The organism is Pseudomonas sp. CM27 (assembly GCF_013179515.1).
Taxonomy (GTDB): Bacteria; Pseudomonadota; Gammaproteobacteria; order Pseudomonadales; family Pseudomonadaceae; genus Aquipseudomonas.
Window position 1 is genome coordinate 1 of the sequence record NZ_JABMCN010000017.1, and the last position, 21462, is coordinate 21462.

Sequence of the window (21462 nt, forward strand, 5' to 3'; positions counted from 1 at the left end):
GGTTTCCAGGCCGAGGTTGCGGGCGAGGTGATGACTGATTGGCAAATGAGCCTGGGCTACAGCTACACCCACGCCGCCACCGCTGAAAAGAAGAGAAGAAACACCGAGCAGCCATTGAACCTGGTGCGCTTCTCCAGCACTTACAAAATGACCCCGGTACTCACCGTGGGGGCGAGCCTGGATTGGCAGAGCGACAGTTTCAAGTTGGCTAACTCGGCCAGAAGGCGTTCTCGGTGGTGGGGTTGATGGCACGTTATCAAATCGATGAACCCTTGGCAGCGTCGGTCAACGTGAAGAACCTTTTTGACGAGCACTACTACAACAATGTTGGATTCTACAACGGTGTTTACCAAGGTGAGCCACGGACAATGATGGTCAGCCTGGACTGGAAATTGTAGGGCCAAGGCGCCGCCAGGCGTGATGCCTGGCGCTGCGCAGTCGTGACGGCTTACACTTTCACCGACGTCAGAAGTCCCCCGAGAACGCCGCTGCCGAGCACTACCAGCCATGGCGGCAACTTCCAGAACATGAGCGCGATCAAGGCCACAATGGCGAGGACGAAGTCTTGTGGAGTGAGTATTGCGCTCGTCCATACCGGCCGGTAGAGAGCGGCCAGCAACAGCCCGACTACGGCCGCATTTGTTCCCTGTAAAGCTGTTTGCATGAGGGTATTGCCGCGCAGGCTCTCCCAGAAAGGCAAGGCACCAGCTATCAGTAAAAATGAAGGTATAAAGATGGCGACCAGGCAGATCATGCCCCCGAGCCAAGCGGTGGGTGCCTGGTTCATCGAGGCGCCCAGAAAGGCTGCAAAGGTAAAGAGTGGCCCTGGAACAGCTTGCGCTGCACCGTAGCCAGCCAGAAATACATCGGCATCAACCCAACCAGGTGTGACGACTTCCGCCTGCAGCAGTGGCAGTACCACATGCCCCCCTCCGAATACCAGCGACCCGGTCCGGTAGAAGGCGTCCACCAGAGACAAACCGTGGCTCGCCGAGAGTTTCGTCAGGAGCGGGAGGCTTAATAACAGCGCAAAGAACAGCGCCAGCCACAAAATCCCGGCGCGACGGCTCACAGAAATGGGCAACGGCTCATGGGTGTCGTATGGCTGAGGTTTCAGGAGCCACAGGCCAGTCATCGCGGCGACAAGAATGATCCCGACTTGCCCGATAGCAGACGGGACGAACAACGCAAGGCAGGTGGCAACCATCATGATCGTGATACGAGGTGGGTCGGGGCAAAGATTGCGACCCATACCCCATACCGCTTGGGCAACAACCGCCACTGCAACCACCTTCAAACCGTGTAACACCCCGGCGGGCATGGCAGCGCCATAACTGGCGATACCCAGTGCGAAGAGGATCATGGCAATCGCCGAGGGGAGGGTAAAGCCCAGCCAGGCGGCTAATGCGCCGCAGTAGCCAGAACGTGAAAGCCCCAATGCGATCCCCACCTGGCTGCTGGCTGGCCCCGGTAGAAACTGGCAAAGGGCAACCAGATCAGCGTAGCTACGCTCGCTCAGCCAATGTCGTCGCACCACAAACTCATTGCGGAAATAGCCAAGATGCGCAATAGGCCCACCAAAGCATGTCAGCCCCAGGCGAAGGAAAATCACGAAGACAGCCCACGGGCTGCGGTCGGCTTGACGGCTGGTGGTCATACTGGATGATCCATTGAGAGCTTTCACATACCCGTAATTGGAGAAAGCCAATTTTAGGGGATCGTATTGCCTTGGTGGGGACCTAGATGAAATACATGCGGCATTTAACCAGCTTTCAGCTGCTGCTTGAGCTTGGCCATGAGGCGCAGCCCTGCCGCTTCGACAAGATCGCCGTGATGACTGATGGTCCCACAGCCTCTGCAGGTAATCAGTGATTTGCGATGCAGTCTGATCGGCTGAACGAGCTGCTTTCCATCGCATTTCAGGCAACGCAGGGTGAGGCTCATGGTTCCGTCTCCTTGGAAAAATCGCAGGTGCTGCCCTCGTTCCTGCGAGAGCATCAGGTGGAGTCGGGATGGGCCATGAACGTTCATTCCAAAACACGTGCGGCGCTGTACTCTTCCGACTACGCCTTCAGTTTTGGCAAAAATACCTTTTGCAGCCCCTGGCGCGATTCGGTTGTCTGAGAGGTATCCGCTCACGAGTCTGTACTATGCATCCAACGACACCAGACGGTCGCTATTTCGTAGTTAAAGGCCAGCTTTGGCGCTGCAGCAATCCCGCGCTTTCTGACGAACAGCGTCAGCACTTGGTGCACGACCTGATGAAAGCTAGGCGAGCCGTGAAGGAAGCGAAGGCATCAAGCGATGCAGTTCAGATGCGTATCGCTCGAGTAGCGGTAAATCAAGCGAAGGTGGCATTGGGGGAGAGGGGGCCTGTATGGTGGAGCGACGGAAGCCCGGACTACAACCGCTATAAAGCTGATAACACGCCGTACGCTCAGTGGTTCCGCTCGTTGCCAGATCAGGAAAGCTCATAGGACGGCCTGGAATTGGTACCGCAAAGCTTGAACGACCAAGGTAAAAGCGGGTGAGGGTTGGCGACGGCTTGGGTAGTAAAGGTAGTAGCCCGCAAATGGGGGGCACCAGTCTTCCAGCACACGCTCCAGCTTCCCATCTTTCAGGTGAGGAGCAAATTCCTCTTCGGGAAGCCAGGCAACACCTAATCCTGCAACTGCAGCGTCGACGATATTAGGTGAGGTGTTGAACGTGAGTTGCCCATCCACACGGACATTCACCTGTCGGCCCCTTTTCTGGAAATCCCAAACGTAGAGCCCCCCTGAACTCTGCATCCGCTGATTTATGCATCTGTGGCGGATAAGGTCTTTGGGTGTTTTTGGCTTCGGGTGTTCCGCGAAGTACGCCGGAGAGGCAACAACGGCCATGCGTAGCTGTGGGCCAATGGGCACTGCGATCATATCCTTGTCGATCGTGTCGCCCATACGAACACCTGCGTCGAAGCGGTCGCTGACGATATCCCGGAGGCCGTAGCTCACATCAAACTCGATGTTTATGTCGGGGTGTTCAAGCAAAAAAGGCGTGAGCTTGGGCAGCAAGGTCGTGCGCAAGATGTGATCACCGCTTGTGATCCTTACCGTTCCCGCTGGTTTGTCTCGCAGATCCGTCAGCTCGTCCAGCTCGGCTTCAATCTCATCAAAACGGGGCCCGATGGCATTCAGCAGGCGCTCACCCGCAACGGTCAGTGAGACGCTGCGAGTAGTACGAGTCAGGAGCCGAATCTGCAAGCGCGCTTCCAAGCCACTCACGGTTTGGCTTAGGGCCGACTGGGACACGCCCAGCAGCGCAGCTGCACGCGTGAAGCTTTTCTCGCGGGCGACAGTGACGAATGAAAGCAGATCGTTGAAGTTGCGTTTGGCCATGCCGCAAGTATCGCACAGATTATTGATTAGCCTAGCTTATAGGTTTTGTAAGTATTAAGTAGCTAGTCAGATGGGCTATTGGAGCAGACCATTGTAGTCATCATCAACGGGTCGCATATGGACTGCCAAATGACCGAGCCTACTGAAATCCCTCTAGATCACCCGGACGTAGTAAAGCCTGGTGTTGGGCGTCGCACATTGTTGAGGATGACCAGCACCGGAATTGCAGCGATTAGCGTGGGTGCAGCGCTTCCTGATGGTGCCTTTGCCACAAGCGGCGTGCAGCTCGACAGCAAGTGGGACAAAACCTTTCCCAAGAGCGACAAAGTCGACCACCAGAAGGTAGCTTTCAAAAACCGCTATGGCATTACTTTAGCGGCCGACCTGTACCGCCCGAAAAACACGGCAGGCACGCAACTGCCAGCGTTAGCAGTCAGTGGCCCCTTCGGGGCTGTCAAAGAACAAGCCAGCGGTCTGTACGCTCAGGTGATGGCTGAGCGCGGCTTTGTCACAGTCGCTTTCGACCCTTCGTTTACAGGCGAAAGCGGTGGCGAAACCCGAAACATCGCATCCCCCGATATCAACACCGAAGACTTCAGCGCTGCTATCGACTTCTTGGGGCTGCTGCCCTACGTCGACCGAAACCGCATTGGCGTCATTGGCATCTGTGGTTACAGCGGGATGGCACTGACTGCAGCCACAAGCGACTCCCGAATCAAAGCGGTCGCCACTGCATCGATGTACGACATGTCCCGTAGCATGAGCCGAAGCTACAAAGACAGTTACACCACAGAGCAACGCCACCAGGTGGTCGACTACCTGAGCCAGCAGCGTTGGGCTGATGCACAGCTTGGCAAGCCTGCGTTGGGCTACCACGAAGTACCGTTTGATGAGAATGGCAACATCGTGAAGGGCCAGCGTGTATTGCCAGAAACGCTGCCGAAAGATCCGAACCCGGTATTGGCGATATTCTTCGATTACTACCGTACTGCTCGCGGCTTCCACCCCAGAGGGGTTAATTCGACAACGGCGTGGACGGCAACCACTCCCGTGTCGTTCTTCAACTTCCCAATGTACGCGAACATCGAAATGATCTCTCCACGCCCAATTTTACTGGTCGCTGGCGAGAACGCTCACTCGCGTTATTACTCCGAGGACGTGTTCAAGGCAGCCTCGAACCCTAAAGAGCTGTTGATTGTCCCCAATGCGGATCACGTGGATTTGTACGACCGCATGGACAAGATCCCTTTCGACAAGTTGACAGCATTCTTCCAGCAGCACCTGGCTTGAACGTAAGCCCCTGACGAGCTGAAACACGCCTGGCGCCAATGACAAGGACGCCCAGTCTTTGAATGGGCGCGGTCAGTTGCGTCAGCCCGTTGGTACACACAGCGAGGAATCCATGACAAATCAAATGAGCAGCGCCACGTCAGGCTCTGCGACCTCAAAAACTTACGGTGAGCCGCGCGCCTACTGGAGCGGCGTATTCGCAATGACCCTCTGTGTTTTTGCGCTCATCGCATCCGAATTCATGCCGGTTAGTCTGCTTACACCCATCGCTGCTGACCTCCATATCACCGAAGGCATGGCGGGCCAAGGTATCGCGATTTCGGGTGCCTTCGCGGTTCTCACAAGCCTGTCGATCACGTGGATCGCCGGCAGTATGGATCGAAAGGCGATGTTGCTGGGCTTCACCGCGTTGATGGGCGTCTCAGGCGCAGTTGTCGCTTTTGCTCCGAATTACTTGGTCTATATGGTCGGTCGCGCGCTTATTGGCGTTGTCATTGGGGGCTTCTGGTCGATGTCCGCAGCGACGGCAATGAGGCTGGTACCCAGTGAACAGGTGCCTAAAGCGCTTGCGATCTTCAACAGCGGTAACGCTCTGGCAACGGTCATTGCCGCCCCATTGGGAAGCTATCTGGGCGCTATGGTCGGATGGCGCGGTGCCTTTCTTGCACTGGTACCCGTCGCCCTTATGGTTCTGGCTTGGCAATGGTTTAGCTTGCCCTCCATGAGAGCTGCTCCACGTCGCGCCACCTCCAGCAATGTTTTCAGACTGCTCAGAAAGCGGCCTGTAGCATTGGGCATGGCTGCCAGTGGTGCGTTCTTCATGGGCCAGTTTGCTCTGTTCACCTACGTGCGACCCTTTCTTGAAACCGTGACTCATGTCGGTATCACCACGCTGTCGCTCGTTCTGCTGGTCATCGGGGTGGCGGGCTTCATCGGCACCGCCTTGATAGGCACTTTCCTCAAAAGGGGACTCTACCGAACCCTGATCATTATCTCGATTTTGATGGCGGTAATCGCTCTCACGTTAATCCCCATGGGGGCCTGGGTCGTTCCTGTAGCAGTGCTCTTGGGGCTGTGGGGCCTGATGGCCACAGCTGCTCCTGTTGGATGGTGGAGCTGGGTAGCCCAAGCGATGCCAGACAACGCTGAGGCCGGCGGTGGCTTGATGGTAGCTGTCGTTCAGTTGTGCATTGCACTGGGCTCAACAGTGGGCGGTGTGCTGTTCGACGCGAGCGGGTACCGAAGCACGTTCATCGCGAGCGCGGCTATTCTTTTGGTCGCGGCATTCCTCACCTTTCTCACATCGCGATCGCAAGTATCTTGCTGAGCATGAGCTTATGAGGACCAAGGGCGATGGGGCCATCCAGGTGACCCCATCGCCGCGCTTGAAGCGCATGGCTTCCCAGTGTTCGGGCGGGGTATATCGGTCAAGGGTACCGTCAAGGCGACTACGCCTTCAGTAGGTCAACCGTTCCTCGCTGCGTGCGGCGTGCCAATCCATCCACCGCTTCTGCGAGGATGCACGATAGCTGGATAACCACGCAGAAGTAGAGCAGCGGAAGGCTGCACCTGCGCAACACCCCCGCTATTGACCCAGAATGCTGATATCTTTTCCGATCGAACGTTGGCGTGAGTGTGTCCTCAAACATCTGCAGGAGGACTAATTATGCAGCCCAATACAGCAGGAACTGAAGAGCAGGGCCCCAGTGGCGTTCCCTATATCAATGACCCGGTAAAGCCCACGTCACCACCCATGAATGACGCCGACGCCACTGATGCTGACGAGGCCGAGCAAGACATGGAGGACGACGGTGAATCCATCCAGGTCAGAGGAGCAAGGCAATGGAGAACTATCATCTGAGTCAAACCCCCGATGGTTGGGAGCTCAAAAAAGCAGGCGCTGTCCGGGCCTCCAAGCGGGCCTCGACAAAGCAGGAGTTGGTGGGTTTACTGGCCGATTTTTTTGACGGCAAAACTGGATCGGTGAAGATCCACAAAGCCGACGGCACCATTGAGGAAGAACGTACCTACCCGCGGTCTACTGATCCGAGACGTTCGAAAGGGTGATCACCATTACTGCTGCTCACCTTGAAATCGAGGTCGGCGATGCGAGCAGCCACGGGTTGTACAAGTGGCTGCTCGCGAGCTTTCTCCACGGCAGCGTTCGAGCATTTCTTTGCTGCCACCATAGACACCGTTGAGCAGCTCTGGCGCAAGGCCTGCAATGGACGAGATGTTGATGACAGCGCCTTATATAGGTACTTGCTCACGTAGAGATCAGCGAACCTCCCGTTGCTTTTGTAGCTCTCTGTGCAACCACACGCTTGCTGGTTCTACATCTCCTGAGCATCGCACCTCATAGGCACGGCCACTAACACTACTTTTAGTTGCAGCAAGGTCAATGAAGTCTTCCGCGCTTCTCACCATGTTCTTGCTTTCGAGATAATTGAGCTTCTGCTCCAGGTGCGCTCGGGCTCTGGGGCCTGAATAGTCGGCGCCGTTACGAATAAATCTGCAGTCACTTTTTTCTACAAACTCTAGCAGGCTCCTTATTTCATTAGCGGTTTGAGATAAGGCGAATACCCGCGTGGCAACGGTGATTGCGATCACGCAAATACTCACTGCCGTGATCAGTTGGCTGACGACCCGCCGGGGGCCTTTCTTCCACTTGCGCATGATTTGTCCTACCCACGCTATAGCATCCTTTCAAGCCCTATCGTGCTGCTGAGCCACGAATTGAAGCGCCGCCACCAGCCCCCCGGTTCAGTGGTCAACGTGCGTTGTTGGCCATTGTCCTCGGTGACCCAGACCAGATGATTATCTTCCAGCCGGGCCTGGTAACTCAGGGCAGGTGCCATGCCCTCCAGAGCCAGTTCGCGCATCCGTCCGGCGAGCTGTGGATCATCAACCAACACACCGACCTCGGTGTTCCACAGCAAAGAGCGCGAATCGAAATTGAACGAACCGACAAACGCTTTCTGTTGGTCGAACACCATCGCTTTGGTATGCAGGCTGGAGTCGGAGCTACTGGAGGGGCTGCTGGAGGATCCCTTGTGAGAGAAATGCGGCCTGGTATCGCTATCACTCCGACCACCGGCTTGGCGACGTAACTCGAACAACTTCACACCATGCTCGAGCAAGGTCTTGCGATAGGGCGCGTAAGCACCGTGCGAAGCCGGTACATCGGTGGCCTCCAGAGAGTTGGTCAGCAAGCTGATCGACACGCCGGCGTCGGCTCGACGGGTCAGGTACACCACTGCCGGATGGCCAGGTACCATATAGGCCGACACCAAGATTAGCTCCTTGTTGACCCCGTTGAGCTCGGGTGCCAACTGGGTGGCCAACAGCAAGTGCGGAGCAGGTTCACCACTTGCCAGTACCTTGCTCGGTGCATCCCACATCGCTTTGTTCCAGGCCCAGATCAACTCCCTGCGCCAGTCATTCAGGCGTGGCTGGGTGGTATAGCTCATCAATTGCCGATAGAGCGCATGATTCTGGGTGCGAGTTTCCTCTAGGGACGCAACCAGCCGAGTCCGAAGATCTTTCAGATCTCTGCTGGTCGGCTTGAACGATATGAACTGCTCGATGGGCTTGCTGAGGCCACTGTTCCAGTACTCGTCAAAACTATGTCCCAACTGTTCTGCGACCGGGCCGACACTGAGCATGTCAACGTCAGTAAAATTTCTGTTGGGCTCCGCATCGAAATACTCGTCCCCCAGATTGCGCCCACCGACGATGGCCACACAGTTGTCCACCACCCACAATTTGTTGTGCATTCGCCGGTGTTGCTGGGAAAGGTTGAAGAGTCGCCCCATCGTGCGTGTCACGACGGTACTGCGGCCCAAATGAAGAGGGTTGAATACCCGGATCTGTATATGCGGATGCCTCGCCAGTGTCGCGAGGGTTTGCTCGAGGTCGTCGCTGGTGGTGTCATCGAGCAAAATCCTGACGCGCACTTCACGGTCGGCCGCGCGGAGCAACTCGCTCAGCAGTATCCGAGTACTGATACCGTCGTGGACGATGTAGTACTGCAAATCAATGCTGCTCTGAGCACTACGAATCAGCTCCGCGCGGGCGGCAAAAGCTTCGGCACTCTCCGGGAATAGGCGGAACCCCGATTGACCGTGATGTGGAGCAACCTGGGTATGGATAGATCGACCGAACGCCGAATCGTTTGCAGGCAAGGCCTGAGTGGGTTCGTAGGGGGTGTTGGGTGCTGTACATCCACCAAGGAGAAGCGTGAGTGAGAGAGCGGCAATCTGGAGCTGTTTGATTCTCACTGTGCGCACCTTGACGATGGTGATGTGGGTCTCGGATCCCGAAGAATGGCCATTCCCTTACCACCCTGCATTCGGCCGTAACGACCTTCTGCAATGCGTCTTCGATCTGCGGTTTTTTCTGAAGCGTAGTTCATTCCCAAAGACTGCGACGTTGGCCCTGTGCGCAATAGATGACGCCGATTAGACCAGCCAGGGAATCTGAAACCTAGTGCCAGATTTTATACAAATAACATTGCGAATCATTTCATATACGCCTATCCCCAGCGGGCTGGCCCCGATCAAAGAAGTGGTGGCCACCTACACGGCGTCCCGAGCGTTGGCTCGTAACCCTGGCATCACGCAGCAGGACGTTGATCAACATCCTTCATGAGATGAGGCCTTACGCACTCAATGAAGCGTTCCAGCGACCAAGGTTTTTGGAGGAATTGGATCCCCTGGGGTAGCGCCTCATCCATTTCAGGGTGATAGCCGCTGGATACGATGATGGCAGTATCCGGCAGTTCCTTATGTGCGATCCAGGCCAGGTGGAGTCCTGTTGCGACGCCTGGAGTCCGGACATCAGTGATCACCAACGACCAGGATTGCAGCTTCAGCGCAGCAATGCCGTCGTCGGCCGTTGCCAGAGCGGTGACGGATGCGCCCAAGTCTTCCAGCAGCATGGTTATCAGTTCTCGCAAAGCGGGTTCATCCTCGACCAAGAGAACGGAGGAAGTGAAATCAGGGAGTCGTGGTTCTATCATCAGGGTGCTCGCATTCAAGCGCACGTCGGAAAAGCCATCCGTCCTTGATCTGCCCCAGCGGCATGGTGACGTGCGATATCATTCCGACATCGCTTTCACCGGCAAAATTCACTTCCACTGCCTGAAAAAAATTTCACCTCATCTCATGGCGTCTTCGCTGGGGGGTTGGGCGGGATCGGCGTCCGTATAAGGGTTGCCTGCTGCTGCTTGCTGATCACAATTCTCGCCCATCGCCCGATACTCCTTGCGCAGGGCTCGCAGCTGCTTATTGTCCAGTGCTTCAAGGTCAAGGACGGAGCGCTCGGCAGACTTTGTCGCCCGAATAAGCTCGTCCAGCTTGAGGTGGATTATGTCATTGTCCCGGTTTTGGGTGTTCTGAATCAGGAAAACCATCAGGAAGGTGATGATCGTCGTGGAGGTGTTGATGATGAGCTGCCATGTATCGTTGTAGTGAAACCATGGCCCTGAGGCTGCCCACATTCCAATCAGTACGACGGCGATGAAGAAGGTACTTGGCCTGCCAGCACGCTTGGATAGCCATTGGCAGAACTGCGCGAATTTCACGATGCTTTTCCTTTTGAACACGTTGCATGTTTCGGTTGACCCCAAAACCATTCAGAAATCTTTTTTTACATTTGCTGGGTCTGACGAACAGCCGTATGTTTCCGTGACGGGTTGTCCAGAGACGATTACTACGGGCAGGTCGGGTTGGTTGACCAGATCGTTTTGGCGAGCCCAAGCCCATCTGTGGTGCCTCGCATGTTCAGGTCAGTAATGACGAGATCAAACGGCTAGGCGTTTAACTTACCGAGGGCATCGTGGGCATTGCTGCATTCGACGGCCGGATAGCCCAAGTGTGTCACGGCTTCGGCCATTAGCCTGCGCAGGATGTCATTGTCTTCGACCAACAAAACCCTCTGCGACATAGAGCTTTCGTCTGGAGGCTGATGCTGCTTATCTCAGAGCGGTCGCAGGGGACGATGATCCCTCAAGAATTGGATCGACGTAGGGTTTGGGCATGGACGTGGTCGTCTGAGACGCTCCGTCCATATCCAGCTGCAGATGGTGCCTTTCTAGTTTTTCCTGCGTTGTGAGCGGGCGATTGTTAAACCTGCAATGACTCCAAGCGCAGCTGCGCCGATCAGCAGTCGCGTTTTGTCTTTCGGCTTCCTCCAGCCTCCGTCTATCCCCCTCGTACCACTTGGAGGTTCAAAGAGGTTGCCTGAGGATGTTTCGGCTAAAGGGCTGCGATTTATCCCCCACCGCGTCACCCACCCAGACAACAAAGACATACCTGGTACCAGGTAGCTGGCCAGGTGCGCGAGGCGAGCAGCAGTGCCGACCGTTGTGTGAGCTCGAGGTGTGATTGCACAGGCCACCATTGCCTTGGCTACCCGTTCGGGATCGTAGATGGGGCTTGGCGGTGTCAGCGCATGTCCCGTGTAGTTGCCGCCGTCTCGGAAGCCAGGTGTGTCCATGACTGCTGGATAGATGTCGCACACATGGATGGCGGGAAACTCGGTCAGCTCCCCTCGCAGCGCCTCGGTCAGTCCACGCAAGCCGAACTTGCTCGCCGAATAAGCCGCTGCATAGGGCTGGGCCACCCAGCTCCCCAGCGACAGGGTGTTGATCAGAATGCCGCTACCTTGCGCTTTGAAGAAGGGAAGGGCGACGTAGGCCCCTCGCAGGTATCCGACCAGATCGGTCTGGATAACCTGTTCGTGAGCTTCCAGTGGGGTATCCTCGAAGTTTCCGACCGCCCCAACTCCGGCGTTGTTGATCCAGATGTCGATCCGTCCGTGGCCAAATTCCGAGGCCTGCGCGGCCAGCGCTTGAACCTGGTCACTGTGCGTGACATCGGTCATGATCGCTATCGCATCCGTCCCGCAATCAGTGCATTCATCCAGGACGTCAAATAACGCTTCTTCATCGCGGGCCGCGAGCACCAAGCGTGCGCCTTTGCAGGCGAAGGCGTGTGCGGCGGCGCGGCCTATGCCGCTGGATGCCCCTGTGATTACCACGACTTTTCCGCGCAGCGGCCCCCTCACAGGAATCCACTGCTGGGCGCTTGTTGCTCTTTGCCAGTGCTGCAGTGATCGAACGGGGCGATGATTTCATCGGCCGCGACCAGAGACAGCTCAAGGGCGGTGCCATCGACCAGGTTCAAGGTCAGGCCTTCGACCGTACCTGCCTCTTTGTCTGGAAACACGGGTTCACCTTCAGCATCCAGGCTGTCGTAGATGAAGCGTGTACCTTCGAGCCATCCCACAGCTGTGAGAAGCTCAGGGCCTAGGTAATACTTCCCGTCTTGAAAGAATCCTGAAAACTGATGCGCTCGCTCCATGTTTTCCACACGGTAGCGCTCACCGGATTTCATACCTGTCGCTTGATCGACCATTGTGCATGTCCCTCCAGGTGGTGCCAAGAAATGTCAGCCTTTGCTGTGCTCGTCAGAAGTGGGCCCAGTGCCTCGCTTGATTCCTCGCGGGCCAGCAACGCCCCATATGCCCAGACCAACAAGCGGTAGTGCCACGATCAGGAGGGCCCACGCCGCTTTGACGGCATCTGTCTTGTCGCTCCGAAACACGCTGACAATGGCCCACAGGTCGACGAGTAGAAGAATTGCCGCTACGGCAATCCAGAAATAGCTGGCGACACCGTTCATGACCATTACCCCTCTACACGAAGTCAGGGCCCAGTGTCCCTGATGCAGCCCCTGGAACAAGGATCACCTTGCGACAGTTGTCCTCTTTCTGATCGAACATCTTGTAGCCCATGGCTGCCTCCTCCAACGCAAGGCGGTGGGTGACGATCAGCTCGGGCTGGAGGCGTCCGGCTTCGATGTGTTCGAGTAGCTCGGGGAGGTACTTTTGGACGTGGGTCTGACCCATCTTGAAGGTCAGGCCTTTGTCGAAGGCATCACCGAACATGAAGCCGTGAATGAACCCTGCATAGACACCGGGGACGCTGACGACGCCGCCACGTCGCACAGCCGCGATGCTCTGGCGCAGGGCCTTGCCGCTGCTGCCTTCCAGTTTCAAAGCCGTCATCACGGTTTCCGTGGTGCTGCCTTTGGCCTCAAACCCGACCGCATCGATGACCGCGTCTACGCCACGCATGCCGGGTGTCTGACGAATGATGCTGTCGGCGGGATCGTCATCGTTTTCGAAGTTGATCGGGATGACGCCGTAGGCTTCCTGGGCGTAGGCCAGGCGGTAGTCGTTGTCGTCCACCATGAAGACGGTGTGAGCACCCAGCATCCGTGCGCAGGCGGCGCTCAGTAGGCCCACTGGCCCAGCGCCGTAGATCGCTACCGACGAACCTTGGCCGATCTCGGCATTGATGACCGCTTGCCAAGCGGTGGGAAGGATGTCGGAGAGGAACAACACTTTGTCGTCAGCGAGGGTGGTCGGCACTTTGAACGGCCCGACGTTACCTTTGGGTACTCTGACATAGTCGGCCTGGCCTCCAGGGATGCCGCCATACAGATGGCTGTACCCAAACAGCGCTGCGCCTGGTGGAATGCCTTTTTTATTGAGGATCGATCCGCGACCGGTGTTTGTGGTTTCGCAGGCGGCAAACAGATCGTGCTGGCAGAAGAAGCAACTACCGCAGGCAATCACAAACGGGATCACTACACGGTCGCCAACCTGCAGGTTCGTCACGTCTCTGCCGACGTCTTCGACGATGCCCATGAACTCGTGGCCGAAGATGTCGCCGTGTTCGGTTTCAGGGATTTTGCCGCGATACAGGTGCAGGTCAGAACCGCAGATCGCGGTTGCAGTGACCCGAAGGATTATATCGTCCGCCTCCATGATGATGGGGTCCGGGACGGTATCGACCCTGACATCGTTTGCTCCGTGGTAGGTCAGTGCTCGCATGGTGCTTTCTCCTGCATCAGGTTCAGAGGTTATGCAGGGGAAGCCATGGACAGTTACAAAGTTCAGACAAACTGATTCAGTGGTTAACTTAGGCGCTAACTGTTGGGGTGAGGTTATTTTTATATTTTTATAAAACTTGGCTTGAACCTTTTCAACTTTTCCTTTCGTCCTGAAAACGCGTGGTGCGCTAGCACGTATCGAGTGCAACTGGCTCCCATCCATAGACGGCGCGCATTTATTTGGGCGCTTGATCAGCCGCGAGGAGAAAAATATGTTTATTCACAATAAGCGCTTGCAATATACGGTGCGCGTCGCTCAGCCCAATCCCGGCCTTGCAAACTTGCTTCTGGAGCAGTTTGGCGGCGCTCAGGGTGAGCTTGCCGCTGCGAGTCGTTACTTCACCCAGGCGCTCGCCGAGGATGACCCAGGCCGCAAAGACTTGCTGATGGACATCGCCACCGAGGAGCTGAGTCACCTGGAGATTGTAGGTTCGATCATCGTGATGCTTAACAAGGGTGCCAAGGGCCGACTTGCCGAGGGCGTTGAGGAGGAGGGAGAGCTGTACCGAGCCATCAATGGGGCCGGTAACGATTCCCATATTACCAGCATTCTCTATGGGGCCGGCGCTCCGCTCACCAACTCGGCAGGGGTTCCGTGGAGTGCGGCCTATGTCGACACCATCGGCGAACCGACGGCTGATTTCCGCTCCAACATCGCTGCCGAAGCGCGGGCGAAGATCGTGTACGAGCGCCTGATGAACGTGACGGACGACCCAGGCGTGAAAGAGGCCCTGGGCTTCCTGATGACTCGGGAGATCGCGCACCAGCTTTCTTTTGAAAAAGCGCTGCACGCCATTCAGCCAAACTTCCCTCAAGGCAAGCTTCCAGGCATGCCGGAGTTCACCAACAAGTATTTCAACATGTCGGGTGAACCGAATGTGCGCGGCCCTTGGAATGAAGGCGAGGAATGGGAATACGTCGAGAACCCATCGGCTGCCGTTGATGGCGGAGATGGCACTGCTTCGGTGGAACTGGCCGCGCCTGATCTGGCGGTTCTGGAAGCCATGAAACTGCGAACGATGTCCGATCCAACCAGTAATCCGGTCACCGGTGCGGATCTGGGTTCTGGTTTGGTCAACGGCAAAGATGACTGAATTGAAGGAGGCCGCAATGAGCACTTCGAGAAGAAGGGATAAGGCTCAGGCTGACATCGGCTTCGAGCATTTGATGAGCACGGCGGTGGCAGAGTTTGAGGCCGACTCGCGCCTGGCTTGCCGAGCGATGCGAGTGAAGATGGCGATAGGCATGTTCGGCGTAGGCTCGGTGCTGCCTAACGATCTGCCCCTGAAGCTTCCGACTGAGTCCTTACACAAGAGTCTGGTGAGCCACACCCTGCAGTAACACCGATTTTCACACCCAAGGAGAATGACGATGGTTGCTCGCAAGACAGTTGAAGATCTGTTCATCCATGAGCTTTCGGACGTGTACAGCGCTGAGAAGCAGATCACCAAAGCATTGCCGCGCTTGGCTCGGGCATCTACCAACCCGCTTTTGGCTGATGCGTTCACCTCACACCTGGCGGAAACCCAGGGGCAGATAGAGCGCATTGACCAGTTGGTAGAGTCGGCTGGATTGAAACTCAAGCGGATGAAGTGCGTAGCCATGGAGGGGCTGGTTGAGGAAAGCAAAGAGCTGCTGGATGAAATCGAGAAGGGGGCAGTGCTCGATGCGGCGCTCATAGGGGCATGCCAGAAGGTCGAGCATTACGAGATCGCCAGTTACGGCACCTTGATTGCAATGGCGAAGCACCTGGGCATGAAAGAGGCCGCCTCGCTATTGGCAGACACACTCGCAGAAGAAAAAGCCGCTGACGAGAAGCTGTCAGCGATTGCCGAAGAGGGCGGCAATCAAGCTGCTACGCTCGAGAAGTAACGGGTCGGGCCCAGCCAGGGACGCGCTGGGCTTCCAAGAATTTGCGATTTCAATCATGTTCCTGGCCGAAGGTCTGCGTTATGCGGATACCATTTCGGTATGTCGAGTTTTATGACCTCACTCACTCGGTCAGCGCTTGGGAGTATGCAGATGCATTGCGCACCAACTGATAAAGAGATCGCGGACGCGCTGTGCATCAGTGAGATTGAGGTAGCCCGGTATGGACGGGATGTATTCGGACTTGGAGATGGAGGTTGGCTGATTCACTTCGAACTCAGCATGCCCCGAGAGCTTTGGGTCAACATCGAGGGAAGGTTCACCTTGATCATACGGCCCCCCGGTGAAGCGAACGAGAGACGCGCCCAGGATGTGTGCTGATGAGATGCTTTCTGGAACCCACCCAGAGCCAGCGAGGATGGGCAGAGATTGGCTTATGAAGGGAATTCAAGCATTCTCAAGAGCCGGACTCACGTACATCGACTACTACTTATGAGCAAGCCTGTCTTCCCTCAGCCCTTTACAGCGATTGGCTGCTCTCAATGTCGCGACGCTGCGAGCCTGGGTTTCGATTTTACAATGGCGTTTCAGCCTATCATCCATGTCCCTTCAGGGAGACCATTCGCCTATGAGGCACTGGTTCGGGGCCTGAACGGTGAAGGCGCTTCGGACATTCTGGCCCAGGTGACGCCTCACAATTTGTACCGCTTCGATCAGGCCTGCCGAGTGAAGGCCATCGAGCAGGCTGCTGCGCTTGGCTTGGGGCGGAAGACGGAATGTAAATTGAGCATCAACTTTCTGCCCAATGCCGTCTACCGGGCCAGCACCTGCATTCGGGCGACCCTGGAGGCCACGCGAACGTTCGACTTCCCTGCAAATCGGCTCATGTTCGAAGTGACCGAGGGCGAGCGGATCGAAGACACTGAGCATTTGAAGGCAATCTTCAAGGAATACGACCGACAGGGCTTCACCACTGCGATAGACGACTTCGGCTCGGGTTACTCAGGTCTGAATCTGCTTGCGGAATTCCAGCCGGACGTACTCAAGCTGGATATGGCACTCACTCGGGGAATCAGTCAGGATCCAGTTCGCCAAGCCATCGTCGCCGGTATCGTCCTGGTAGCCGAGCGGCTGGGCATCACCCTTGTAGCCGAGGGGATTGAGACTGACGCAGAGAGCCAAACGCTGGGGGCGCTCGGGATTGATTTGATGCAAGGGTATTTTTTCGCGCGGCCGGAGATAAATAGATTGCCCCTGATCGAGCGGCTTGCCTCGTCATGAACTGACCGCGCACTATCAAGGCGTGCTCAGCAGGTGCAGGAATACCTGGTGCAATCAACTGACCGGACGAGACTTCATACCCGTGGCTATGCCACATCGCCTTATAGCTCTCGGCTAGCAGTGTTGGTGGCGGCAACCTACTGGCCGCTACCCAGGTGAGCCCATTCGCGGTATGCCGATTTCAATATCTGGGGCAGGCGAGGCAGCTCACGCCTGATTTCGCCCAGAGCATCAGGACTTCGAATCCATTCCGTCAGCCACGCGATCATCATGGGTCGAGTAGTGGGGCAGGGCCCTACTTGCTGTTCAAGCTCGTCGGCTATGTGGGCGAGTAGTTCAAGGTACGCGTCCAGCTCGGCCATTTGATTTGCCATGGTGTTCAGCCTCTTCACGTGCGGACAAGCACTGGCTCCGCCGCCATCTTGGCTCCCATTTCAGCAAGTGAGCAGCCTCTACTCGTTCCCCAGGCCATTGCCCGCGTAGTCGTCTCACCGGGCCGCTTGGCGTAAGCCTCCTCAATTCCTTGCCTCCTGATTACATCTCCATCAGGACAGCCTAGACCGTTTCGCTTGTATCACGCGGACTAATTATTTCAGGACATTCTGGGCAGGCAAAATCCCGCTAGGTTTGAACTATCCCACTCATTGACTACCAGCCTCATATGGCGGGTCTTTTGAATGAGACCGTGCACTGAATACACGACGAGATCCTAGCTTTTGTATCTCAGCCATCCTGCGACCTCAAAGCCTCTCCCAACGCGGTCATTGGGATGAGTTCGGCCTTCGTAAACGGGTACTTCGGGGAAGTCAAATGGGCTCATGCCCTCGACACAGGCCACGTTGACCCCGTACTGGTCTGGCTTGGAGCGGCGCTGGTGAAAGGTGTAGATGCCGCATTTGGAGCAGAAGTAGTGTTTAGCTTCGCGTGTGTTGAACTGATAGAGGGTGAGCGCCTCTTCCCCTTCAGTGACAGTGATATCACTCAGGTTGGCCGATACCGCCACGGCACCACGCATGCGGCAGAGCGAGCAATTGCACCTACGCGCGGTACGCAAACCATCGGTCAAGCGCAATGAGAAGCGCACCGTCCCGCAGTGGCAGGCTGCCTGGTAAACAGGGCGATCATCGTTCTTTTCATCAGTCATAGCGTTCTCTGAACCAGTCTGAGCAGGCAAAGTGGATTTGGCGAATACCCCGTTCTCGGCTAGGTAATTCTAACGAGATAACTGGTTCCTGTCGGTGGCCCGGCAATCACTATCAGCCCTCGCTACCTGGTGCGATCTTGGAAGGGGGTATGTGGACACAGTGTCGGCCACCACGCAAAGTGAACCGCGAGACCAGCGTGCGGGTCGGATCGTTAACTGTCACGAAAAAGGAAGTTAGCGATGAAAGCGATGACTCGACTGTTCACTGGCCTCGCCATGGTTGGCGCACTGGCAAGCTCTGCAGCATGGGCTGACCAGCCTGGTGCTGATTGGAAGGTGACCAAAGATCAGGCTGAAGCCACTTTGAAGGGCGCCGGATACACGCAAATCACCAAAATCGAGGCCGATGACGGACATTGGGAAGGGGAAGGCATGAAAGCTGACGGCAAGCAGTATGAATTCCAGGTCGACCCACACGATGGCAAGATCATCAAAGACCAATTGGACAACTGATGATCCCGCATGCGGATGAGCCCGCGCTATGGCGCGGGCTTTTGTTTGAGCCGTGATCAGAAACCTTCCAGGACAATCTTGCCTCGGGCCTTGCCGCTTTCGATCAAGGCGTGGGCACGCTTGAGATTGTCGGCACAAATGCTCCCGAAGTGCTCCCCAACAGTTGTTTTCAAAATCCCCTCATCGACCAGCTGCGAAACACGTTCGAGGAGTTGGTGCTGCTTGATCATGTCCTCGGTTTTGTACAGTGAGCGGGTGAACATGAGCTCCCAGTGCAATGACAGCGATTTGCGCTTGAGGGGCATGACATCCAGTTGTGCCGGATCATCGATCAGTGCGAGTTTGCCTTGCGGACGAAGCACCTCCACTAATTGCGGGAGGTAGGTGTCGGTGTGCGTCAGGCTGATTACGTAATCAATAGGATTCAGTTTGAGCTCTTCCACCTGAAGCGGGATCGACTCGGAGTGGTCAATCACATAATGGGCTCCCAGATCTTTCACCCAGGCTTGAGTCTCTGGTCTTGAGGCCGTGCCTATGACTGTAAGCTGCGTCAACTTGCGTGCTAGTTGTACCAGGATCGAGCCCACACCGCCCGCAGCCCCGACCACCAGGAGGCTTTGACCTTCGCCGCCATTTTCTTCGACGGCTAAACGGTCGAACAGCAACTCCCAAGCCGTGATGGACGTCAGAGGCAGGGCGGCGGCACTGGCATTGTCCAGGCGCTTAGGCTTGTGGCCGACGATTCGCTCGTCCACCACATGGAGCTGGCTGTAGCTGCCGGGTCGATCAATGGCACCGGCGTAGAACACTTCATCCCCTGGCTTGAACAGCGTTACCTCTGGGCCAGTTTCACGGACGACACCGACAGCATCCCAGCCGAGAACTTGTGGTTGCTCACCACCACGGCTAGCCCGAACTTTGGTATCGACCGGGTTGACGGCAATAGCCCGGACTTCGATAAGCAGGTCGCGGGCGCCGATTTTTGGCTCCGGGAGCTCCGCGTCGTACAGAGACTGAGCGTCCTGAATAGGTAATCCGGGTTGTGTGTAAACGACAGCCTTCATGGCGCTACCTCTATGAAAATCAAAAGTGGGCACAGGTTATTCGCTTCGATCAACTCGAAAAACAGCCTCAAAGCAGTAAGACTTTCACGCTTGTAATGAAAGTGGTGCGAGGCGTTCACATCGACCAGGGCACTGTCGACCAGGTCATGAGCGGACATGGCGATGCCGGGATCGAGGTTCTCGACAGGCAGGCCGCCGATCTGCAGAAGTCGGTCGCAGTGGCTCCCGGCAGAATCGCCTGAATCTTGATGCCTTTGTCTGCAAGCTCCTTTTGCAGGGATTGGCTGAAGGCGGTGACGTAGGCCTTGCTGCCACCGTAGACACCGTTGAGCAGCTCTGGCACAAGGCCTGCAATGGACGAAATGTTGATGACGGCGCCTTCCTGGTGGGCGACGAAGCCTGGAATGGCCGCGTAGGTCAGTCGGGTCAAGGCGGTGATGTTGAGGCTGATCATTTCGGCCATGCGTTCGACATCACTATCCAGCAGGCTGGTGTGAGTTCCGATACCCGCATTATTCACCAGCAGGGTGATGCTGGCGTCATCACGAAGTGAGGTCGGAGGCGGGAAGGTGGAACAGGTAGGGACGGGTAAGTGCTTGGTTTTTTCAGGAACGGGGTTTTGTGAAAATCTCAACGGGGGTTAGTGGAAACGGACACAACAAGCACACACTATCGTAATACTGCATTTAACATAATATGCATTATCCGAACCTCCGCATTTTGCACGTGAGGCCAGGCCACGCAGATTTGAAGACAGCTCAAGCCCCACAATCACCTTAACCCTCATTTCCATGACCCAGGTTAAGGTCACTCATCCTGCCGCACTCAAAATGAAGCTCCGCACCCTCACGGGGATTCTCCTATGAGCATCATCGTAACCGGCGCCGCAGGTTTCATCGGCAGCAATCTCGTACAGGCGCTCAATCAACGCAGCGAAACCGAGATTATTGCGGTCGATGACCTGACTGATGGCGACAAGTTCTGCAACCTGGCCGACTGCGACATCGCCGACTATCTGGACAAGGACGACTTTCTCGAGCGCTTCAGGCTTGGCCAGTTCGGCAACGTGCGCGCGGTACTGCACCAAGGCGCGTGCTCAAGCACCGTGGAAGCCGACGGCCGTTTCATGATGGACAACAACTACCGGTTCAGCCGTGAACTGCTGGCCGTTGCGCAACAACAGCAGATCCCGCTGTTGTATGCCTCGTCGGCAGCGGTCTACGGCGCGGGACAGGACTTTCGCGAACAGCGCGATTGTGAGCGCCCGCTGAACGTCTATGGCTATTCCAAATTCCTGTTCGACCAGCACGTCCGCCGGCAGCTACCCGGTGCACGCAGCCAGATCGTCGGGTTGCGTTACTTTAATGTCTACGGGCCCCATGAGCAGCATAAAGGCCAGATGGCGTCGGTGGCGCTGCACTGTTTCAATCAGTACCAGGTCAACGGCAAGGTCATGCTGTTCGGTAGCTATGGCGATTACCCCAGCGGTGGTCACCTGCGCGACTTCGTGTCCGTGGACGACGTGATCAAGGTCAACCTGTTCTTCCTGGACCGCCCACACTTGAGCGGCCTCTACAATGTCGGCAGCGGCCGAGCACAAACCTTCAACGATGTCGCCCTGGCTGTTATCAATCGCCTGCGCGCGCAACAAGAGCAGCCACCACTTTCATTGGCGATGGCATTGCTCGAAGGTGTTTTGGAGTATGGGGATTTCCCTGATCACCTGCGTGGCAAATACCAGTGTCATACGTGCGCAGACCTGGAACGCTTGCGCGCGCAGGGTTTTGACGCAGCAACGTTAACGGTTGAGCAAGGCGTTTCGCGGTATTGCGACTGGCTGCTGGGAGGGTTCCGCCCGCCCCTTGCTGTTGAACGTAAAGCAGGAGTGGCTTGATGATTTGTACGCTTTTGCATCAGCCAGGTTGGTAAGGGTCATAATAACTACGCTAAATAGTCATTTAGCA

Annotated in this window: 25 protein-coding genes and 4 pseudogenes; 15 read left to right on the forward strand and 14 right to left on the reverse strand. The window is 56.4% G+C overall.

What is annotated here, in order from left to right; genetic code table 11:
• Both HP547_RS03800 and HP547_RS03805 read left to right on the forward strand, forming a co-directional pair.
• Positions 1–246 (forward strand): hypothetical protein (locus HP547_RS03800; protein WP_218583462.1); only part of this gene is annotated, 246 nt, incomplete at its 5' end.
• Positions 246–398 (forward strand): TonB-dependent receptor, encoded by a 153-nt coding sequence (locus tag HP547_RS03805; RefSeq protein ID WP_256676250.1) that lies wholly within the window; start codon positions 246–248, stop codon positions 396–398. The genes HP547_RS03800 and HP547_RS03805, both read left to right, overlap by 1 nt.
• A 50-nt stretch (positions 399–448) precedes the next feature.
• On the opposite strand, the gene chrA is transcribed toward HP547_RS03805, so the two are convergent.
• Both chrA and HP547_RS03815 read right to left on the reverse strand, forming a co-directional pair.
• A complete protein-coding gene (chrA, locus tag HP547_RS03810; RefSeq protein WP_172285557.1) occupies positions 449–1657 on the reverse strand; it encodes a chromate efflux transporter in 1209 nt (402 codons plus the stop codon).
• Positions 1658–1761: 104 nt separating this feature from the next.
• A complete protein-coding gene (locus tag HP547_RS03815; RefSeq protein ID WP_172285558.1) occupies positions 1762–1944 on the reverse strand; it encodes a hypothetical protein in 183 nt (60 codons plus the stop codon).
• A gap of 12 nt (positions 1945–1956) precedes the next feature.
• Between HP547_RS03815 and HP547_RS03820 the strand changes: the two genes are divergently transcribed.
• Positions 1957–2124: a hypothetical protein gene (locus HP547_RS03820; RefSeq protein ID WP_172285559.1), complete on the forward strand. Its 168-nt coding sequence runs from the start codon at positions 1957–1959 to the stop codon at positions 2122–2124.
• A 26-nt stretch (positions 2125–2150) separates the two neighbouring features.
• Positions 2151–2477 (forward strand): hypothetical protein, encoded by a 327-nt coding sequence (locus HP547_RS29470; RefSeq protein WP_256676251.1) that lies wholly within the window; start codon positions 2151–2153, stop codon positions 2475–2477.
• On the opposite strand, the gene HP547_RS03825 is transcribed toward HP547_RS29470, so the two are convergent.
• A complete protein-coding gene (locus HP547_RS03825; protein WP_172285560.1) occupies positions 2472–3377 on the reverse strand; it encodes a LysR family transcriptional regulator in 906 nt (301 codons plus the stop codon). The two genes, HP547_RS29470 and HP547_RS03825, sit on opposite strands and share 6 nt — an antisense overlap.
• Positions 3378–3506: 129 nt before the next feature.
• Between HP547_RS03825 and HP547_RS03830 the strand changes: the two genes are divergently transcribed.
• The 5 genes and pseudogenes from HP547_RS03830 (at position 3507) to HP547_RS03840 (ending at position 6734) form a co-directional block, all read left to right on the forward strand.
• Complete coding sequence (locus HP547_RS03830; protein WP_256676252.1) at positions 3507–4667, forward strand: alpha/beta hydrolase; 1161 nt, start codon at positions 3507–3509, stop codon at positions 4665–4667.
• Positions 4668–4779: 112 nt separating this feature from the next.
• Positions 4780–5994, forward strand: coding sequence for an MFS transporter (locus tag HP547_RS03835; RefSeq protein WP_172285561.1), 1215 nt, complete (start codon positions 4780–4782; stop codon positions 5992–5994).
• 48 nt (positions 5995–6042) lie between these two features.
• Positions 6043–6141: pseudogene (locus HP547_RS29475) on the forward strand (dimethylmenaquinone methyltransferase); the annotation flags it as partial.
• A 192-nt stretch (positions 6142–6333) separates the two neighbouring features.
• Positions 6334–6528, forward strand: coding sequence for a hypothetical protein (locus HP547_RS29480; protein WP_172232883.1), 195 nt, complete (start codon positions 6334–6336; stop codon positions 6526–6528).
• Entirely contained in the window at positions 6510–6734 is a 225-nt protein-coding gene (locus HP547_RS03840; protein WP_172232880.1) for a DUF2188 domain-containing protein, read from the forward strand. Before HP547_RS29480 ends, HP547_RS03840 begins: the two co-directional genes overlap by 19 nt.
• Before the next feature lie 210 nt (positions 6735–6944).
• On the opposite strand, the gene HP547_RS03845 is transcribed toward HP547_RS03840, so the two are convergent.
• The 7 genes and pseudogenes from HP547_RS03845 to HP547_RS03875 form a co-directional block, all read right to left on the reverse strand.
• Positions 6945–7343 carry a DUF5329 domain-containing protein gene (locus tag HP547_RS03845; RefSeq protein ID WP_172285562.1) on the reverse strand — a complete coding sequence of 133 codons (399 nt, stop codon included), beginning with the start codon at positions 7341–7343 and terminating at the stop codon, positions 6945–6947.
• Between the two features lie 17 nt (positions 7344–7360).
• Entirely contained in the window at positions 7361–8947 is a 1587-nt protein-coding gene (locus HP547_RS03850; RefSeq protein WP_172285563.1) for a phospholipase D-like domain-containing protein, read from the reverse strand.
• A gap of 335 nt (positions 8948–9282) precedes the next feature.
• Complete coding sequence (locus tag HP547_RS03855; protein WP_172229847.1) at positions 9283–9687, reverse strand: response regulator; 405 nt, start codon at positions 9685–9687, stop codon at positions 9283–9285.
• Positions 9688–9825: 138 nt separating this feature from the next.
• Positions 9826–10251 carry a low affinity iron permease family protein gene (locus HP547_RS03860; RefSeq protein ID WP_172285564.1) on the reverse strand — a complete coding sequence of 142 codons (426 nt, stop codon included), beginning with the start codon at positions 10249–10251 and terminating at the stop codon, positions 9826–9828.
• 509 nt (positions 10252–10760) lie between these two features.
• Positions 10761–12085, reverse strand: a pseudogene (locus HP547_RS03865) (SDR family oxidoreductase).
• 33 nt (positions 12086–12118) lie between these two features.
• The gene (locus HP547_RS03870) at positions 12119–12352 is read right to left on the reverse strand and encodes a PLD nuclease N-terminal domain-containing protein (RefSeq protein WP_172285565.1); all 234 of its coding nucleotides are present in this window, start codon (positions 12350–12352) and stop codon (positions 12119–12121) included.
• Positions 12353–12365: 13 nt separating this feature from the next.
• On the reverse strand, positions 12366–13568 hold the full coding sequence (locus tag HP547_RS03875) for a zinc-dependent alcohol dehydrogenase (RefSeq protein ID WP_172229835.1): 1203 nt from the start codon (positions 13566–13568) through the stop codon (positions 12366–12368).
• A gap of 271 nt (positions 13569–13839) precedes the next feature.
• Between HP547_RS03875 and HP547_RS03880 the strand changes: the two genes are divergently transcribed.
• From HP547_RS03880 to HP547_RS03895, 4 genes are all read left to right on the forward strand, one after another.
• Positions 13840–14721, forward strand: a complete 882-nt coding sequence (locus tag HP547_RS03880) for a manganese catalase family protein (RefSeq protein ID WP_172285566.1) — start codon at positions 13840–13842, stop codon at positions 14719–14721.
• Positions 14722–14737: 16 nt separating this feature from the next.
• Entirely contained in the window at positions 14738–14968 is a 231-nt protein-coding gene (locus HP547_RS03885; protein WP_172229838.1) for a hypothetical protein, read from the forward strand.
• 30 nt (positions 14969–14998) lie between these two features.
• Entirely contained in the window at positions 14999–15499 is a 501-nt protein-coding gene (locus HP547_RS03890) for a ferritin-like domain-containing protein (RefSeq protein WP_172285567.1), read from the forward strand.
• A gap of 489 nt (positions 15500–15988) precedes the next feature.
• The gene (locus HP547_RS03895) at positions 15989–16777 is read left to right on the forward strand and encodes an EAL domain-containing protein (RefSeq protein ID WP_172285568.1); all 789 of its coding nucleotides are present in this window, start codon (positions 15989–15991) and stop codon (positions 16775–16777) included.
• Between the two features lie 7 nt (positions 16778–16784).
• On the opposite strand, the pseudogene HP547_RS03900 reads toward HP547_RS03895, so the two are convergent.
• Positions 16785–16895, reverse strand: a pseudogene (locus HP547_RS03900) (DUF1264 domain-containing protein); the annotation flags it as partial.
• 591 nt (positions 16896–17486) lie between these two features.
• Positions 17487–17921: a GFA family protein gene (locus HP547_RS03905; RefSeq protein WP_172285569.1), complete on the reverse strand. Its 435-nt coding sequence runs from the start codon at positions 17919–17921 to the stop codon at positions 17487–17489.
• 240 nt (positions 17922–18161) lie between these two features.
• On the opposite strand from HP547_RS03905, the gene HP547_RS03910 reads away from it, so the two are divergent.
• Positions 18162–18434, forward strand: a complete 273-nt coding sequence (locus HP547_RS03910) for a PepSY domain-containing protein (protein ID WP_172285570.1) — start codon at positions 18162–18164, stop codon at positions 18432–18434.
• Positions 18435–18490: 56 nt separating this feature from the next.
• On the opposite strand, the gene HP547_RS03915 is transcribed toward HP547_RS03910, so the two are convergent.
• Both HP547_RS03915 and HP547_RS03920 read right to left on the reverse strand, forming a co-directional pair.
• Positions 18491–19498 (reverse strand): zinc-binding alcohol dehydrogenase family protein, encoded by a 1008-nt coding sequence (locus tag HP547_RS03915; protein WP_172285571.1) that lies wholly within the window; start codon positions 19496–19498, stop codon positions 18491–18493.
• Positions 19495–20048 (reverse strand): annotated as a pseudogene (locus tag HP547_RS03920) (SDR family NAD(P)-dependent oxidoreductase); the annotation flags it as partial. The pseudogene HP547_RS03920 and the gene HP547_RS03915, both read right to left, overlap by 4 nt.
• Positions 20049–20360: 312 nt before the next feature.
• Between HP547_RS03920 and rfaD the strand changes: the two are divergent.
• Positions 20361–21392 (forward strand): ADP-glyceromanno-heptose 6-epimerase, encoded by a 1032-nt coding sequence (gene rfaD, locus HP547_RS03925; protein WP_172285572.1) that lies wholly within the window; start codon positions 20361–20363, stop codon positions 21390–21392.
• Positions 21393–21462 lie beyond the last annotated feature (70 nt).

What these genes read in the sequence shown, in the direction of transcription:
- chrA (WP_172285557.1), bottom strand. Translation starts at nt 1,657, where the DNA reads ATGACCACCAGCCGTCAAGCCGACCGCAGCCCGTGGGCTGTCTTCGTG.
- HP547_RS03905 (WP_172285569.1), bottom strand. Translation starts at nt 17,921, where the DNA reads ATGACTGATGAAAAGAACGATGATCGCCCTGTTTACCAGGCAGCCTGC.
- HP547_RS03880 (WP_172285566.1), top strand. Translation starts at nt 13,840, where the DNA reads ATGTTTATTCACAATAAGCGCTTGCAATATACGGTGCGCGTCGCTCAG.
- HP547_RS03885 (WP_172229838.1), top strand. Translation starts at nt 14,738, where the DNA reads ATGAGCACTTCGAGAAGAAGGGATAAGGCTCAGGCTGACATCGGCTTC.
- HP547_RS03840 (WP_172232880.1), top strand. Translation starts at nt 6,510, where the DNA reads ATGGAGAACTATCATCTGAGTCAAACCCCCGATGGTTGGGAGCTCAAA.
- HP547_RS03890 (WP_172285567.1), top strand. Translation starts at nt 14,999, where the DNA reads ATGGTTGCTCGCAAGACAGTTGAAGATCTGTTCATCCATGAGCTTTCG.
- HP547_RS03875 (WP_172229835.1), bottom strand. Translation starts at nt 13,568, where the DNA reads ATGCGAGCACTGACCTACCACGGAGCAAACGATGTCAGGGTCGATACC.
- HP547_RS03825 (WP_172285560.1), bottom strand. Translation starts at nt 3,377, where the DNA reads ATGGCCAAACGCAACTTCAACGATCTGCTTTCATTCGTCACTGTCGCC.
- HP547_RS03870 (WP_172285565.1), bottom strand. Translation starts at nt 12,352, where the DNA reads ATGAACGGTGTCGCCAGCTATTTCTGGATTGCCGTAGCGGCAATTCTT.
- HP547_RS03855 (WP_172229847.1), bottom strand. Translation starts at nt 9,687, where the DNA reads ATGATAGAACCACGACTCCCTGATTTCACTTCCTCCGTTCTCTTGGTC.
- rfaD (WP_172285572.1), top strand. Translation starts at nt 20,361, where the DNA reads ATGAGCATCATCGTAACCGGCGCCGCAGGTTTCATCGGCAGCAATCTC.
- HP547_RS03815 (WP_172285558.1), bottom strand. Translation starts at nt 1,944, where the DNA reads ATGAGCCTCACCCTGCGTTGCCTGAAATGCGATGGAAAGCAGCTCGTT.
- HP547_RS29470 (WP_256676251.1), top strand. Translation starts at nt 2,151, where the DNA reads ATGCATCCAACGACACCAGACGGTCGCTATTTCGTAGTTAAAGGCCAG.
- HP547_RS03910 (WP_172285570.1), top strand. Translation starts at nt 18,162, where the DNA reads ATGAAAGCGATGACTCGACTGTTCACTGGCCTCGCCATGGTTGGCGCA.
- HP547_RS03845 (WP_172285562.1), bottom strand. Translation starts at nt 7,343, where the DNA reads ATGCGCAAGTGGAAGAAAGGCCCCCGGCGGGTCGTCAGCCAACTGATC.
- HP547_RS03835 (WP_172285561.1), top strand. Translation starts at nt 4,780, where the DNA reads ATGACAAATCAAATGAGCAGCGCCACGTCAGGCTCTGCGACCTCAAAA.
- HP547_RS03895 (WP_172285568.1), top strand. Translation starts at nt 15,989, where the DNA reads ATGAGCAAGCCTGTCTTCCCTCAGCCCTTTACAGCGATTGGCTGCTCT.
- HP547_RS29480 (WP_172232883.1), top strand. Translation starts at nt 6,334, where the DNA reads ATGCAGCCCAATACAGCAGGAACTGAAGAGCAGGGCCCCAGTGGCGTT.
- HP547_RS03915 (WP_172285571.1), bottom strand. Translation starts at nt 19,498, where the DNA reads ATGAAGGCTGTCGTTTACACACAACCCGGATTACCTATTCAGGACGCT.
- HP547_RS03805 (WP_256676250.1), top strand. Translation starts at nt 246, where the DNA reads ATGGCACGTTATCAAATCGATGAACCCTTGGCAGCGTCGGTCAACGTG.
- HP547_RS03830 (WP_256676252.1), top strand. Translation starts at nt 3,507, where the DNA reads ATGACCGAGCCTACTGAAATCCCTCTAGATCACCCGGACGTAGTAAAG.